13 protein-coding genes are annotated in these 15,125 nt (G+C 73.0%); 6 read left to right on the forward strand and 7 right to left on the reverse strand.

The window, feature by feature from the left end; genetic code table 11:
* The 5 genes from ACWIHY_RS10435 to ACWIHY_RS10455 all read left to right on the forward strand — a co-directional run bounded on the left by ACWIHY_RS10435 (position 1) and on the right by ACWIHY_RS10455 (position 5,747).
* Positions 1-654, forward strand: a complete 654-nt coding sequence (locus ACWIHY_RS10435) for a hypothetical protein (protein WP_454375234.1) — start codon at positions 1-3, stop codon at positions 652-654.
* Between the two features lie 94 nt (positions 655-748).
* Entirely contained in the window at positions 749-1,441 is a 693-nt protein-coding gene (locus ACWIHY_RS10440) for a PadR family transcriptional regulator (RefSeq protein ID WP_454375235.1), read from the forward strand.
* Positions 1,442-1,493: 52 nt separating this feature from the next.
* Positions 1,494-2,273 carry an ABC transporter ATP-binding protein gene (locus ACWIHY_RS10445; protein ID WP_454375465.1) on the forward strand — a complete coding sequence of 260 codons (780 nt, stop codon included), beginning with the start codon at positions 1,494-1,496 and terminating at the stop codon, positions 2,271-2,273.
* Positions 2,270-5,110, forward strand: coding sequence for an FtsX-like permease family protein (locus ACWIHY_RS10450; RefSeq protein WP_454375236.1), 2,841 nt, complete (start codon positions 2,270-2,272; stop codon positions 5,108-5,110). Before ACWIHY_RS10445 ends, ACWIHY_RS10450 begins: the two co-directional genes overlap by 4 nt.
* A 97-nt stretch (positions 5,111-5,207) precedes the next feature.
* Positions 5,208-5,747: a bacterial proteasome activator family protein gene (locus tag ACWIHY_RS10455; RefSeq protein WP_454375237.1), complete on the forward strand. Its 540-nt coding sequence runs from the start codon at positions 5,208-5,210 to the stop codon at positions 5,745-5,747.
* An 85-nt stretch (positions 5,748-5,832) separates the two neighbouring features.
* Here ACWIHY_RS10455 and ACWIHY_RS10460 read toward each other — a convergent pair whose 3' ends face one another.
* The 7 genes from ACWIHY_RS10460 to pdhA all read right to left on the reverse strand — a co-directional run bounded on the left by ACWIHY_RS10460 (position 5,833) and on the right by pdhA (position 14,407).
* Positions 5,833-6,813: an NAD(P)H-quinone oxidoreductase gene (locus tag ACWIHY_RS10460; RefSeq protein WP_454375238.1), complete on the reverse strand. Its 981-nt coding sequence runs from the start codon at positions 6,811-6,813 to the stop codon at positions 5,833-5,835.
* A 266-nt stretch (positions 6,814-7,079) separates the two neighbouring features.
* A complete protein-coding gene (locus ACWIHY_RS10465; protein WP_454375239.1) occupies positions 7,080-8,153 on the reverse strand; it encodes a potassium channel family protein in 1,074 nt (357 codons plus the stop codon).
* Positions 8,154-8,173: 20 nt separating this feature from the next.
* Positions 8,174-9,748, reverse strand: a complete 1,575-nt coding sequence (locus tag ACWIHY_RS10470) for a molybdopterin molybdotransferase MoeA (protein ID WP_454375466.1) — start codon at positions 9,746-9,748, stop codon at positions 8,174-8,176.
* Positions 9,749-9,858: 110 nt separating this feature from the next.
* Positions 9,859-10,752: an NTP transferase domain-containing protein gene (locus ACWIHY_RS10475; protein ID WP_454375240.1), complete on the reverse strand. Its 894-nt coding sequence runs from the start codon at positions 10,750-10,752 to the stop codon at positions 9,859-9,861.
* Between the two features lie 108 nt (positions 10,753-10,860).
* Positions 10,861-12,207, reverse strand: coding sequence for a dihydrolipoamide acetyltransferase family protein (locus ACWIHY_RS10480; protein ID WP_454375241.1), 1,347 nt, complete (start codon positions 12,205-12,207; stop codon positions 10,861-10,863).
* 17 nt (positions 12,208-12,224) lie between these two features.
* Complete coding sequence (locus ACWIHY_RS10485; RefSeq protein WP_454375242.1) at positions 12,225-13,253, reverse strand: alpha-ketoacid dehydrogenase subunit beta; 1,029 nt, start codon at positions 13,251-13,253, stop codon at positions 12,225-12,227.
* Positions 13,250-14,407 carry a pyruvate dehydrogenase (acetyl-transferring) E1 component subunit alpha gene (gene pdhA / locus ACWIHY_RS10490; protein ID WP_454375243.1) on the reverse strand — a complete coding sequence of 386 codons (1,158 nt, stop codon included), beginning with the start codon at positions 14,405-14,407 and terminating at the stop codon, positions 13,250-13,252. The genes ACWIHY_RS10485 and pdhA overlap by 4 nt, the downstream gene beginning before the upstream one ends.
* A 173-nt stretch (positions 14,408-14,580) precedes the next feature.
* Here pdhA and ACWIHY_RS10495 point away from each other — a divergent pair, with 173 nt between their 5' ends.
* Positions 14,581-15,120 carry an Lrp/AsnC family transcriptional regulator gene (locus tag ACWIHY_RS10495; RefSeq protein WP_454375244.1) on the forward strand — a complete coding sequence of 180 codons (540 nt, stop codon included), beginning with the start codon at positions 14,581-14,583 and terminating at the stop codon, positions 15,118-15,120.
* The last annotated feature ends 5 nt before the right edge of the window (positions 15,121-15,125 follow it).

A 15,125-nucleotide genomic window follows, 5' to 3' on the forward strand; every position in this document is an offset into this window, starting at 1 on the left:
ATGGCTGTCCGGTTCGCGGCGGTTGGGGTGGCCGCAGTGCTGGTGCTGCCGGCCTCGGGGGCGCACGCCGAGGAGCGCGCGCCGGGGCCCACGCCCGTGTTCACCGCCAGGCCGTCGCCTGCCCCGGGTGACGAGGAGGAGCACGAACTGGTGCCGGGCGCCGGGGCGCCGGACTGGGTGGAGCGGCCCTCCGACCCCGCCGCCTCACCGGGCAAGAGCCTGGCGGGCCGGCCGGCCGGGGAGGGGCGTACGCGGCCGGGGCGCGAGCCGGAGAAGGACGCGCCCTCGCGTGGGAGCGGGAAGGCGGACGAGCAGGCGTCGCCGAGCAGCGGGGTGAGCCCGTCCGGCAGCCCCGGCAAGACGCCCGGCCCCTCACCGTCCGGCTCCGCGTCCAGGTCGTCCGGCGCCTCGCCGACCCCCCGCAAGTCGTACGCGCCCGAGCCCTGGGACGTACACGAAGAGGCGCTCGACGAGCCCGCCCACGAGCCCACCGACTCGCCCTCCGGTGAGCCGCCGGGCGCGGCGCACGAGGGGTCCGATCAGGTCGTGGCGCAGTCCGACCCGCTCGGTGTCCATGTGCTGCCGCTGGGTGCGGGGCTGACTCTGGTCGGGCTGGGGCTGGGGTTCCTGGGACTGCGGCTGCGACGCAACTGACCGTCGTGCGGCGGCTGTCCCTCTCAAGGCCTAGGCGCGATGTCCTTCTCAAGGAGGTGGCCGGACGGCGGCATACTCGGTATACATACTCAGTATGTCGATCCGTCACGGGCTGCTGGCCCTCCTTGAGCACGGGCCCCGTTACGGCTCCCAGTTGCGCACCGAGTTCGAATCGCGCACCGGCGCCACCTGGCCTCTCAACGTCGGCCAGGTCTATACGACCCTCGCCCGCCTCGAACGCGACGGCATGGTCGCCCAGGACGGCGAGGACGGAGCCGGCCACGCGCTCTACGCGATCACTGACGCGGGAAGGGGCGAGCTCAGGAGCTGGTTCGAGCGGCCCGTCGACCGCGCCAGCCCGCCCCGCGACGAACTGGCCATCAAGCTCGCCATGGCCGTCGGCGCCCCCGGCGTTGACATCCGGGCCGTCATCCAGGCCCAGCGCCACGCCACCTTGCGGGCGATGCAGGACTACACGCGCCTCAAGGCCCAGGCCCTGGTCGCCGTCGAAGGCGGGGACGGCGAGAAGGCACGGGACGACGTCGCCTGGCTGCTCGTACTGGAACAGCTGATCTTCCAGACCGAGGCCGAGGCGCGCTGGCTCGACCACTCCGAGTCCCGGCTCGCCCGGCTCTCCGCGACGGCCGCGCGCAGGGCCGGGAACGTCCCTGCGGCCGCCGCGTCACCCGGCACGGCGGACGCGGGAGACCCGGCCGCCCCTGCCGTCGGCACCACCGCCACCGGAACCGCTCGCACCACCCCGACGTCTCGCAGCGCACGGCGATAAGCCGCGTCGCCCGACCATTCCGCCCCAGGGGGACCCCTTCATGCCCGAAGCCATGCCCGGCTCCACGCCTCACCAGTCACACCAGCCCCAACAGACGCAGGAATCACAGCAGCCCGTACTGCGGCTGGAACAGCTGACCCGCGTCCACGGCAGCGGCGCCACCGAAGTGCACGCCCTGCGCGGCGTCGACCTCTCCGTCTTTCCCGGTGAACTCGTCGCCGTCATGGGCCCGTCCGGCTCCGGCAAGTCCACCCTGCTCACGATCGCGGGCGGCCTCGACAGCCCCACATCCGGCCGGGTCGTCGTCGAAGGTACGGACATCACGGCCGTCAGCCGCAAGGAACTCGCCGCCCTGCGCCGCCGCAGCATCGGCTACGTCTTCCAGGACTACAACCTCATACCGGCCCTGACCGCCGCCGAGAACGTCGCCCTGCCCCGCGAACTGGACGGCGTGTCCGCCCGCAAGGCCCGCGTCTCCGCGGTCGCCGCGCTGGAGGAGATGGGCCTCGGCCAGCTCGCCGACCGGTTCCCCGACGAGATGTCCGGCGGCCAGCAGCAGCGCGTGGCCATCGCCCGCGCCCTCGTGGGCGACCGCCGCCTCGTCCTCGCCGACGAGCCGACCGGCGCCCTGGACTCCGAGACGGGCGAGTCCGTACTCGCGCTGCTGCGCGCCCGCTGCGACGCGGGGGCCGCCGGCATCCTCGTCACCCACGAGCCGCGCTTCGCGGCCTGGGCCGACCGGGTGGTCTTCCTGCGCGACGGTTCCGTCGTCGACGAGACGCTGCGCACCCAGGCCGACTCCCTGCTCTCCGGGCAGGCGGCCGCACAGTGAACCGCTGGTACCACTCATGGGTGGCCGCGGTGCGCATCGCCCGCCGCGACGCCTGGCGCTTCAAGGGCCGCAGTGCTCTCGTACTCGCCATGATCGCTCTGCCCATCCTGGGCGTCAGCGCCGCTGATCTGACCCTGCGCAGCGCCGAGCTCTCCGCCGAGCAGAAGATGGCACGCGAACTGGGCGCCGCCGACGCCCGGATGAGCGACCCGGGCATGGGCGGGGTGCCGATCCTCCAGGACCCCGACGGCATCAACACCACACCCGTGAAGGACTACGGGGACGCGATGTGGCCGGAGGGCCCCGGTGACGTCCGGGCCGCCTTCCCGGCGGGCGCCAAGACGCTCAAGGACGCGAACGGCAGCGGCAAGATCCGCACCGAGCACGGCCTGCTCAACGCCGTGCTGCACGAGCTGGACGCGACCGACCCCATGACCGCGGGCATGATGACCCTCGGCCAGGGCCGGTTCCCCGACAAGGCCGGCGAGGTCGCCGCGACCACCCACTTCCTGGAGGCCGGTGGCCTGAAGGTGGGCTCGACGATCGCCGCCCGGGGGCTCGGCACCGAGTACCGGATCGTCGGCTCGTACGAACTCCCCGACTCCCTCAAGGCCGACGAGATCCTCGCCCCGCCCGGCACGCTCCTCGCGCCGCTCGACAAGGCGCTGAAGGCCGACGACCTGCCCGGCACGGAGACCAGCAGCACCTATCTGGTGTCCGTGGGCGGCGACGGTTTCGCGTGGAGCATGGTCCAGCAGGCGAACGCCAAGGGCGTCGCGGTCGTTTCGCGCGCCGTCGCCCTCGCCCCGCCCGCCGACTCCGAGGTTCCGCTCTTCCAGAGGGAGGGCTGGTCCGACTACGAGCAGAGCGCGGCGTCCCAGGCCGCGGGGCTCGCCGCCGTCGGCACCGTCGTCGGCCTCGCCATGCTGGAGATCTGCCTGCTGGCGGGACCCGCGTTCGCGGTCGGCGCCCGGCGCTCCGCGCGCCAGCTCGGCCTCGTCGGCGCGAACGGCGGCGACCGTCGCCACATCCGCGCCATCGTCCTGGCAGGCGGTCTGGTCATCGGCGTCGCCGCGGCCGTCGTCGGCACCGTGCTCGGCCTGCTCCTCACCCTCGCGCTGCGGCCACTGCTCGAGGACTACATGGGCCAGCGGTTCGGCAGCTTCGACATCCGTCCGCTGGAGCTGCTCGGCATCGGCCTGCTCGCGGTCCTCACCGGCCTGCTCGCCGCGATCGTCCCGGCCATCACCTCGTCCCGGCAGTCCGTGCTGGCCTCGCTCACCGGCCGCCGGGGGGTACGCCGCTCCAGCCGCGTCCTGCCCGTCATCGGCCTGATCGCCGCCGGCCTGGGCGTCACCATCACCCTCTACGGCGCCACCGCGACCGACAACGTCACCATCGTCGCGGGCGGCAGCGCCCTCGCCGAGCTGGGCATCGTCGCGCTCACCCCCGCCCTCGTCGGCCTCTTCGGCAGGCTCGGCGGGTGGCTGCCGCTGTCGCCGCGCCTCGCCCTGCGCGACGCCGTACGCAACCGGGGCCGCACGGCCCCCGCCGTCGCCGCCGTGCTGGCCGCCGTCGCCGGGACGGTCGCGGTGGCGACGTACGCCGCCAGTGACGACGTACAGCAGCGTGCCGCGTACTCGGCGCGACTGCCGCACGGCGCGGTGAGCGTGATGCACGCCGAGGGCGGCGGCCGCGACGTGCCGGCCGTGCGCGCGGCCGTCCAGAAGCACTTCCCCGTCGACGTACGCGCCAACGTCGACCGCATCGCCGTGGGCAACGTCAACTGCGCGCCCTACAGCGCCGCCAAGGGCTGCGGGCGGTACGAGATCTTCACGCCCAAGAAGAACCGCTGCGCCCTGTGGGACGAGGGCACCCCCGGTTCGAAGGAGCTCACGCCGGCCGAGCGCCGCAAGCTCTCGAAGGACTGGCGCTGCGACGAGAGCGGCCAGTACGCCGAGCACGACGTGCTGGTCGCCGACGAGAAGCTGCTGTCGGTCCTCGCGATCGACGACCCGGCCGCCGTCGACGCCCTCAAGAGCGGCAAGGCCGTCTCCTTCGACCGGCGCAACGTCGACAAGGGGCAGGTCGGCATCAAGCTGATCACCGACCCCGACAAGGCCGACCTGATGGCGCAGAAGGGCAAGGACGCCCCCGGCGAGATCAAGTCGTTCCCCGTCCACCAGGCGCCCGGATCGGTCACCGCGTACGGACTGAAGATCATCCTGCCCGCGCAGGCGGCGAAGGCCGCAGGGCTCGTCACCGCCCCGGTCGGCGCGTACTTCTCGACCGACGCACTGCCGAGCAGCACCCAGCAGCAGAAGCTCGACGCGGCACTCGACGCGCTCGGCACCGACGGCGGCCTGTACGTCGAAAAGGGCTACACCAGCGACAACAGCATCGTCCTGCTGGCCCTGACCGTGTTCGCCGGACTCGTCACCATCGGCGCCGCGGGCATCGCGACGGGCCTCGCCCAGACCGACGCCGAGCCCGACCTGAAGACCCTCGCCGCGGTCGGCGCACCCCCGCGGGTGCGCAGGACGCTGAGCGGTTTCCAGTGCGGGGTGGTCGCCGCGATGGGCGTGGTGCTCGGCTCGGCGGCGGGCGTGCTGCCCGCGATCGGGCTGCGGCTGACCGAGGAGCGCCAGGAGCTCAAGTGGTACGAGGAGGCCCTGGACGCCGGCATGGGCGGTATGAACGAAGCACCGTACGTCCCGATCGTCATCCCCTGGGAGACCCTCGCGGCGCTGCTCGTCGCCGTACCCGTGGGCGCTGCGCTCCTCGCCGCACTCGTCACCCGCTCCCGCACCGCGGTGGCGCGGCGCGCGGCCGGCTGACCGGGCGACAGTCGTTTCCCGTGCCCCCGTACAGGGTGGATCACCCCTGTACGGGGGCACACCGTGTGGTGACGCACGTGTACGAGAGAATGGCTTCATGGAGATGCCGAGGAGTGAACGGTCGCAGGAGAGCCCCCATGTCCTGGTCGTAGGTCAGGACGGAATGGCTCTCGGCGGCGCGGACGACGAGTCGCGCGAGGTGCCAGTGACGGAGATGGTCGAACAGCCCGCAAAGGTCATGCGCATCGGCAGCATGATCAAGCAACTCCTGGAGGAAGTACGGGCGGCTCCTCTCGACGAGGCGAGCCGCGTACGGCTGAAGGACATTCACGCCAGCTCGGTCAAGGAGCTGGAGGACGGCCTCGCGCCCGAGCTCGTCGAGGAGTTGGAGCGGCTCTCCCTGCCCTTCACCGACGAGGCGATCCCCTCCGAGGCGGAACTGCGCATCGCGCAGGCCCAGTTGGTCGGTTGGCTCGAAGGTCTCTTCCACGGCATCCAGACGGCTCTCTTCGCCCAGCAGATGGCGGCGCGGGCCCAGTTGGAGCAGATGCGGCGCGCGCTTCCGCCGGGCGCGGGTCACGACGACGACGGCCAGGAGGACGGTCACGGGCCGGTGCGCTCGGGCCCGTACCTCTAGAGCAGCGTCATCACCACGCGAGAGGCCCGCACCACCGTGACGGCGGTGCGGGCCTCTCGTGCGCTCTACCTCGCTCCTGACCCGCTCAGGGCGCCGTCAGCAGGATCTTGCCGACATGGCCGCCCGCCTCCAGCGCCCGGTGGGCCTCCGCGGCCTCGGCCATCGGCACGACGCGGTCCACGACGGGGCGCACCCGGCCGGTGCCGATCAGCGGCCAGACATGCTCCCGTACGGCCGCGACGATCGCCGCCTTCTCGCCGAGCGGGCGCGCCCGCAGCGTCGTCGCCGTGATCGCGGCGCGCTTCTTCATCAGCGCGCTCAGGTTGACCTCGCCCTTCACGCCACCCTGCATACCGATGATCGCGAGACGGCCGTTCACGGCGAGCGCCTTCACGTTCCGGTCCAGGTACTTGGCGCCGATGATGTCCAGGATCACGTCGGCGCCGGCCCCGTCGGTCGCCTTGCGGAGCTCCTGTACGAAGTCCTGCTCGCGGTAGTCGATGAGGATGTCGGCGCCCAGCTCCGCGCACCGGGCCAGCTTCTCCGGGCCGCCGGCGGTGACCGCGACCCGCGCGCCGACCGCCTTGGCCAGCTGGATCGCCATCGTGCCGATGCCGCTCGCGCCGCCGTGCAGCAGCAGCGTCTCGCCGGGCCGCAGGTGGGCGATCATGAAGACGTTGGACCAGACCGTCGAGGTCGTCTCGGGCAGGGAAGCCGCCGTGACCAGGTCCATGTCGGCAGGCACGGGCAGCAGTTGCCCCGCCGGTACGACGACCTTCTGGGCGTACCCGCCGCCGGTCAGCAGCGCGCACACCTCGTCGCCGACCGACCAGCCCGAGACACCCGGCCCCAGCGCGGTGATCCGGCCGGAGCACTCGAGGCCGGGGTACAGGGAGGCACCGGGCGGCGGGTCGTAGAAGCCCTGGCGTTGCAGCAGGTCGGCGCGGTTGACGGCGCTCGCGACGACCTCGACGAGGACCTCGCCCTCGCCGGGTACGGGATCGGGGACCTCCGCCCATACGAGCGCCTCGGGGCCACCGGGTTCAGGGATCGTGATCGCATACATGGCCGCGAGGCTACTCCGCACCGGAGCGGACCACTCCGGGTCCCCGGTCGCTACGGGGACCCGGTCGCTCCAGGACGCACAGGAACGCCAGTCGCCGGCCGCTCCGGGGCGCCGGTCCTGGGCGCCTTGGTCGCACCCGGCCGCTTCGGGGCGCCGCTCCCGGGCGTGGGTCGCACCCGGCCGCTTCGGGCCTCCGCTCCCGGGCCTTGGTCGCACCCGGCCGCCGCTTCGGGGCCCCGGTCGCACCGGCGCTCCGGGGCGCCCGGTCACTCCGGCGTCGTCAGCCGCATTTCCCCCGCGGTCGTGACGCCGGGCGAGGCGCGGACGATGGTGATCACCCGGTCCGTCAGCTGGAGCGGGCTGGCCTCCGGGTCGTCGTAACCGAGCAGCCGGTGTCCGCGCAGCACGCTGACCACCAGGTCGTCGGTCTCCCGCACGTTGCGTCCCACCTCGGCCTTTATCACCGGCCGCTCGATCAGATCGAGGCCGCTGCCCTGCTGGATCAGGTCCTCCATCACCGTGCCCGCGCTGGGGCTGAGTACGGACAGACCGAGCAGGCGCCCTGCCGCGCTGGCGCTGGTGATGACCGCGTCGGCGCCCGACTGGCGCAGCAGCGGCGCGTTCTCCTCCTCGCGGACCGCCGCGACGATCTTCGCGCCCCGGTTGAGCTGGCGCGCGGTGAGCGTGACCAGGACCGCCGTGTCGTCGCGCTGGGTCGCGATCACGATCTGGCGGGCCCGCTGGACTTCGGCGCGCAGCAGCACGTCACTGCGGGTCGCGTCGCCCAGGACTCCGGTGAACCCGTCGGCGTTGGCCGCTTCGATGACCTTCGCGCTCGGGTCGACGACCACGATCTGCTCTTTCCTGAGCCCCGTGGCGGCCAGGGTCTGGATCGCGGAACGGCCCTTGGTGCCGAATCCGACGATGACGGTGTGGTCGCGCAACTGGGCCCTCCAGCGGTTCAGCCGCCACTCCTCCCGGGTCCGTTCCGTGAGGACCTCGAGAGTGGTGCCGACCAGGATGATGAGAAAGAGCACGCGCAGCGGCGTCACCAGCAGCACATTGGTGAGCCTGGCGCTGTCGCTGTGCGGCACGATGTCGCCGTAACCCGTCGTGGAGAGGGTCACGGTGGAGTAGTAGACAGCGTCGAGGAAGTCGAGGTTCTCGTCGGCGTTGTCGTGGTAGCCGGCGCGGTCGAGGTAGACGATTATCACCGTCAGCAGCAGCACCGCCAGCGCCATCAGCAGCCGCTTCCCGACCTGCCGCAGCGGGCGGTCGACGATACGGCGCGGCAGCCTGATCCGAGCGGTGACAAGGTGCTCGCCGGCATGCCTGGCCATCGCATCTTGGCCGGGAAGTTTCACGTGAAACGTCCTTCTGTCCAGGGCAGGTCGAGGATTTCGAGTTCCTGGCCGGCCCGAGCGCCGCCGGGCGGGACGACGGCCAGGCCGTCGGCGGCGGCGATGCCGCGGAGCATGGCCGGGCCGTTGTAACGCAGGGGCACGGCCTGCTCGGGCCCGTTCCCGTCCCTTCCGCCTCCGCGATGGACGACGGGGACGAGCCGGGTGTCGTGCGGATGGCCGTTCACGTCGTCCCGTACGGGCGAGAGGTACGGCGCGAGGGGCGGCCGCTGGGCACGGGCGCGCAGCAGCGGCTCCGCCAGGGTCAGCAGGCCGGAGACGGCGGCTAGGGGGTTGCCGGGCAGCCCCACGAGGTACCGGCTCCCCTCCGCGCCGCCTGCGGCCCCGGTCAGGCGCGCCAGCAGCATCGGGTGGCCCGGCCGCACCGCCACACCGTCCACCAGCAGTTCGGCACCCGCCTTGCGCAGGGTCGGATGGACGTGGTCGACGGGACCGGCCGCCGTACCGCCCGTGGTGACGACGAGGTCCGCCTCGGAGGCGGTGACGGCCCGGTGGAGCGCGTCGGCGTCGTCGCCGAGATGGCGGGTGGCCAGCACGTCCGCACCGAGGGCGCGGAGCCAGGGGTCGAGGAGGGGACCGAGGGCGTCGCGGACCATCCCGTCGTGCGGCAGGCCCCCGCTCAGCAACTCGTCGCCCAGTACGAACACTTCGACGCGCGGCCGGGGCACGACGGACAGGCCGTCATATCCGGCGGCCGCAGCGAGCCCGAGCACGGCGGGCGTCACGAGGGCGCCGCCGGGCAGCAACTGGTCGCCGGTGCGGCACTCCTGGCCACGCGGCCGGATGTCCTGCCCCTGGACCACTTCGCGGCGCGTCGCGTACAGCCGCCCCTTGGCCTCGTCGAGGCGGGCGTGCTCGCTGCGGATCACGGCGGTGGCGTCGGGCGGTACGCGCGCGCCGGTGGCGATGCGTACGGCCGCACCGTCGGCGAGCGCCCCGGAGGCGGCGTGTCCGGCGAGCACCTGGCCGCCTTCCTCGACGCTCCACCACGGCCCTGGCCCCGCGACCGCCCAGCCGTCCATGGCCGATGTGTCGAAGGACGGGAGGTCGGTGAGGGCGTCGAGAGGCTCGGCGAGCACCTGGCCGAGCGCCTGTGCGAGCGCCACCCGCCGTATACGGGGCACGGCGGCACTCCCGGCCCGTGCCGCGACGGCCCGGGCCTCGGCCCAGGGGGTGGCACGGGGGCGGGCCTGGGGCGAGAGCGGGGTGTCCGGGCGGCCGAGGTCTCCGGCGTTACCGGCGTTACCGGGGTTACCGGCGTGCCCGGGGTTACCGGCGTGCCCGGCGCGATCGGCGTTACCGGGGTCACCGGGGTCACCGGGGTCACCGGGGTCACCGGGGTTACCGGCGCGATCGGCGTTACCGGGGTTACCGGCGGAACCCGCCTGACCCGCGTCGGCGGCGTGACCGGCGCTCCCCCCATGACCCGCGTCGGCGGCGTGGCCGGACCGGCCCGCGTCGCCGACGTGACCGTCGTTCCCGGCGGAGCCGGGGGCGCCGGCCTCCTGGCCCATCTGCCCCAGCGCCTGCACGGGATCCGCCCCCCGCGCCGATGCCGGTGCCGGTGCTGCCTGCGCGCGACTGACGAGCGCGAGCGCCTCGTCGACCTCGCGGTCCTCCTGGCTCACCCCGCGCCGTCTTCCGTGCCGTGGCCCGAGGCCTCGCCCTTGGCCTCTTCCTCTGCCTCGGCAGCCCAACGGGCGGCGAGCGCGGCGGCCTTGCGAGCCGCTTCGGCGACGGCGTCCGGCCCGTTCCCGCCCGCCTTCGCCGCCGCGTAGCCCACCAGGAAGGTGGTGAGCGGGGCGGCGGGCCTGGCGACGCCGTGCGCGGCGTCGCGGGCGAGGTCGAGCAGGACGTTGACGTCGACATCCAGCTCGATGCCGAGTTCGTCCTTGACTGCGGTCATCCATTCATCCAGCACGTGACCATGCTCCCTGATCCTGGACCGGGCTGCGGCAATGTCTTCCCAGGTGTCGCAGTCGAAGGAGTCGAGCGGCCCGGCGGCGACGCGCGTCAGGGCGAGTTCGTGCGTGAGAAGCCGGAGCGGCAGTCCGGCGAGGCCACCGTGCTCGGTGGCGAGAAGGGCCAGTTCGCGGCGCAGTGGTTCGGCGCGGTAGGCGGCGACGAGCGGCTGGTCGCGTCCGCCCGGGTCCACGAGCAGAGCCGCCTCGGCCCCAGGGCTGTCCAGGGCGTCCAGCAGCCGCTGGACGGTGCCCGGGTGGATGAAGGGCAGGTCGGCGGAGAGTACGAGCAGGCTCCCGGCTGCGGTACGCCGCACTCCGGCGTCGAGCGCGGCCAGCGGCCCGCCCCCGGCCGGTTCCTCCCGGGCCCATTCGACGGCCCGCACGGTGGCCCGCCGCCCGCCGACGACAACGGTCGTGCCGGCCCCGCGGCACACGCCCAGCACCCGGTCGAGCAGGGTCCGCCCGCCCACGCGCACACCGGGTTTGTCCACCCCACCCAGCCGCTTGGCGGCCCCTCCGGCCAACACGATGGCGTCGTACGCGGTCGCGGTCATGCCCCGAGTATGCGGGGCGGTGTTCCGCTGAACGCCGGAGGGGCTGGAAAGTCCAGCCCCTCCGGCGTCTGCGGAGCGGGGCCCGGAACGGAGGCCCCGCACATCCGGTCAGAGCGTGCGCAACAGCAGTGTCGGCCGCTCCACGCAGTCCGCCACGTACCGCAGGAAGCCGCCCGCCGTCCCTCCGTCACAGACGCGGTGGTCGAACGTCAGCGACAACTGCACCACCTTGCGCACCGCCAGCTCGCCCTCGTGCACCCACGGCTTGGGGACGATCCGCCCGACCCCGAGCATCGCCGCCTCCGGGTGGTTGATGATCGGCGTCGATCCGTCGACCCCGAACACCCCGTAGTTGTTCAGCGTGAACGTGCCGCCGGTCAGCTCCGCCGGTGTCAGCGACCCCTTCCTGGCCGACTCCGTCAAGCGGGCGAACTCCGCGCTCAGTTCGTCCACGTTACGGGCATGGGCGTCCCGTACGACGGGGACGACGAGCCCGCGCTCCGTCTGCGCCGCGAACCCGAGGTGCACGCCGGGGAGGCGCACGATCTCGCGGGAGGCCATGTCCACCGTGGAGTTGAGCTCCGGGTAGCGGGCCAGGGCAGCCGTACAGATCCGGGCGAGGAGCGCGATCACCGAGACCGGTGGCCCGCCCGCCTGGTTCATCGACGTACGGGCCGCCATGAGCTCGGTCGCGTCCGCGTCCACCCAGCACGTGGCGTCCGGGATCTCACGTCGGCTGCGCGACAGCTTGTCGGCGACAGCGCCGCGCATCCCGCGCAGCGGAACACGTTCACCGACGGCAGCGGAAGCCGCGGACACCGGCGCCGGTGCGGGTGCGGCCGCGGGCACCTGTTCCGCCCCACGGATCGCGCCCTCCACGTCGCACCGCAGGATCAGGCCGTCGGGCCCGGAGCCCTTCAGCGCCCGCAGATCCAGCCCGTTCTCGCGCGCCAGCCGCCGTACCAGCGGCGAGATCACCGGCACGGGCCCGGCCTCCGCCACCCCTGTCGCCTCAGCCACCGGCGCCCGCACCTGCGCCGCCACCGGCCCACCGGCCGACACCGGCCTGATGCGCCGCCGCCGCGCCACCGCCGCGCCCGTGCCGTATCCCACCAGCACGTTCCCCGACGACTCCGCTTCACCAGAGGCGGCAGCAGGAGCCGAGCCGGACGCCGAAACCGACGCCTGAGCCGGAGGCGCAGCGGGCTCCGCCGCCCCCACCGCGACCGTCAGCAGCGGCGAGCCGACGGGCAGTTCGGTCCCCTCCTCGCCGAAGCGGGCGGTCACCACGCCCCCGTACGGGCACGGCACCTCGACCATCGCCTTGGCCGTCTCGACCTCGACCACCGGCTGGTCGACGGCGACCACGTCGCCCACCTCCACCAGCCAGCGCACGATTTCCGCCTCGGTGAGCCCCTCACCGAGGTCGGGCAGCTTGAATTCCAGGCTCGCCATCTCAAAAGCGTGCGGCATCAGATGCCCGCCTCCCACTGGAGCCGCGCGACCGCGTCGAGCACCCGGTCCACGCCCGGCAGATGGTGCCGCTCCAGCATCGGCGGCGGATACGGGATGTCGAATCCGGCGACCCGAAGCACCGGCGCCTCCAGGTGGTGGAAGCACCGCTCCGTCACGCGGGCGGCGATCTCGCCACCGGGCCCGCCGAATCCCGTCGACTCATGGACGACGACCGCACGGCCGGTACGCCGTACCGAAGCCGCCACCGTCTCGTCGTCGAAGGGCACGAGCGAGCGCAGGTCGACGACTTCGAGGTCCCAGCCCTCCGCCTCGGCCGCCTCCGCCGCCTCCATGCACACCGGCAGAGACGGTCCGTACGTGATGAGAGTCGCGCTGCGCCCGGAGCGCCGTACGACCGCACGCCCGATCGGCTCGACGGCCGTGGGCGCGTCCGGCGACCACGCCGCCTTCGACCAGTAGAGCCGCTTGGGCTCGAGGAAGACCACGGGGTCGTCAGACGCGATCGCGGCCCGCATCAGCCCGTACGCGTCCTCGACCGTCGCCGGCGTGACGACATGGAGCCCCGGAGTCGCCATGTAGTACGCCTCGGACGAGTCGCTGTGGTGCTCGACCCCGCCGATCCCGCCGCCGTACGGCACCCGGATCACCATCGGCATCGGCATCGCGCCGCGCGTGCGGTTGCGCATCCGTGCCACATGGCTGATGAGCTGCTCGAACGCCGGATAGGCGAACGCGTCGAACTGCATCTCGACGACGGGCCGCAGCCCGTACATCGCCATGCCCACGGCCGTTCCCAGGATCCCCGCCTCGGCGAGCGGCGTGTCCGTGACCCGGTCCTCGCCGAACTCCTTCACGAGCCCGTCGGTGACCCGGAAGACCCCGCCGAGCGCGCCGACGTCCTCGCCCATCACATGGACGGTCGGGTCCTCGGCCATCGCGTCGCGCAGGGCCCGTCCGAGGGCTTGCGCCATCGTCGCGGGCTTGGCGGGCTTCGCGTCGGCCGCTGCCGTCGCTGCCGTCGTCATCGTGCGTCCTCCGCATCGAGCTCGGCCCGCAGCAGGGCTTCCTGCTCCCGCAGTTGCGCCGTCTTCTCGGCGTAGACGTGCGCGAAGAGGTCCATGGGGTCGAGCACCGGGTCCGCGTTCATCCGCTCGCGCAGTCGCGCGGCCATCGTCTCGGCGGCCTCACGTGCCTCTTGTATGGCGTCCTCGTCCAGCATTCCGCGCTCCGTGAGTTCCCGCTCGAGGAGCTGGATGGGGTCGTGGGCGCGCCAGGTCTCGACCTCGGCGTCGCCCCGGTAGCGGGTCGCGTCGTCGGCGTTCGTGTGGGCCTCGATGCGGTACGTGACCGCCTCGACCAGCGTCGGACCGCCGCCCCGCCGGGCACGCTCCACCGCCTCGGTGAGCACCTCGTGCATGGCGGCGGCGTCATTGCCGTCGACGAGCCGGCCCGGCATCCCGTACCCGACGGCCTTGTGGGCCAGGGACGGGGCGGCGGTCTGCTTGGCGAGCGGCACGGAGATCGCGAAGCCGTTGTTCTGCACGAGGAAGACGACCGGCGCCTGCCAGACGGCGGCGAAGTTCAGCGCCTCGTGGAAGTCGCCCTCGCTGGTGCCGCCGTCGCCGACCATGGCGAGCGCGACCACGTCGTCGCCCTTGAGGCGCGCGGCGTGCGCCAGGCCCACCGCGTGCGGCAGCTGGGTCGCCAGCGGGGTGCACAGCGGCGCGATGCGGTGCTCGCGCGGGTCGTAACCGGTGTGCCAGTCGCCCCGCAGCAGCGTCAGCGCCTGAACCGGGTCCAGCCCGCGCGCCACGGCGGCGAGGGTGTCCCGGTAGCTCGGGAAGAGCCAGTCCCGCTCCTCCAGGACGAGCGCGGCCGCGACCTCGCAGGCCTCCTGGCCGGTGCTGGACGGGTAGACGGCGAGGCGGCCCTGCTTGGTGAGGGCGGTGGCCTGCGCGTTGTACCTGCGGCCGCGGACCAGCTCCGCGTACAGCCGCCGCATCAGCCCGGCATTCAGCCGGCCGGCGGCGTCGGTGCCGAGCACGCGGTACGGCTCGTTGTCCGGGAGCAGCGGTGCGGGGTCCGTGCGGGGCTTCCAGGCCGGGGGAGGAGTGGGCCTGTAGGCGTCGGTACCGGGCAGGTCCTGGACCGGCCGGACCGTCATGGTGCTCTTCTTCATCGCGTGCACCTCCTCGTGGGAGCGGTGGGAGGGCACAGCAATGTGGTGTGCCTCACCTACCGATTGTTCGGTCGTGGACGCAATTTGGCTACAGGCGCCTCCAGCCTGTGGACAAACGGTTCTCCACAGCCTGGGATAGAGGCAGGTCGTCCATGAGAGGGAGGCGGGGGGACATGGCAGCTGAACAAATGGCCGACGCGGGAGCGGGCCCTCCGGCGCGCCCGCTGGACGCCATCGACCGCGACATCCTCCGGATGCTCCAAACGGACGGCCGCGCGTCGATACGGTCCGTGGCCGAGCGGGTGCACGTGTCGCGCGCCAACGCCTACGCGCGCATCAACCGCCTCATCGACGACGGCGTGATCCGCGGCTTCAGCGCACGCGTGGACCACGAACGCGCGGGGCAGGGAGCATCGGCGTACATCACGCTCAAGATCGTGCAGAACTCCTGGCGCACGGTCCGCGAACGGCTTCAGGAGCTTCCCGGCGCCGCGCACATCGCGCTGGTCAGCGGGGATTTCGATGTACTGCTGCTCGTGCACACGGCGGACAACAGGGCGCTGCGCGAGCTTGTCCTGACGAAGATCCAGTCGATCCCCGAGGTGCTCAGCACGCGCACCCTGCTGGTCTTCGAGGAGACCGACCTCGACTCGGCAGGCTCCCCACAGGCCCTTCAGCCACCCCAGTCACCCCAGTCCCCCGGGGAGCTGTGAGCGGC

The sequence above is a fragment of the Streptomyces sp. NPDC055287 genome, assembly GCF_053646035.1.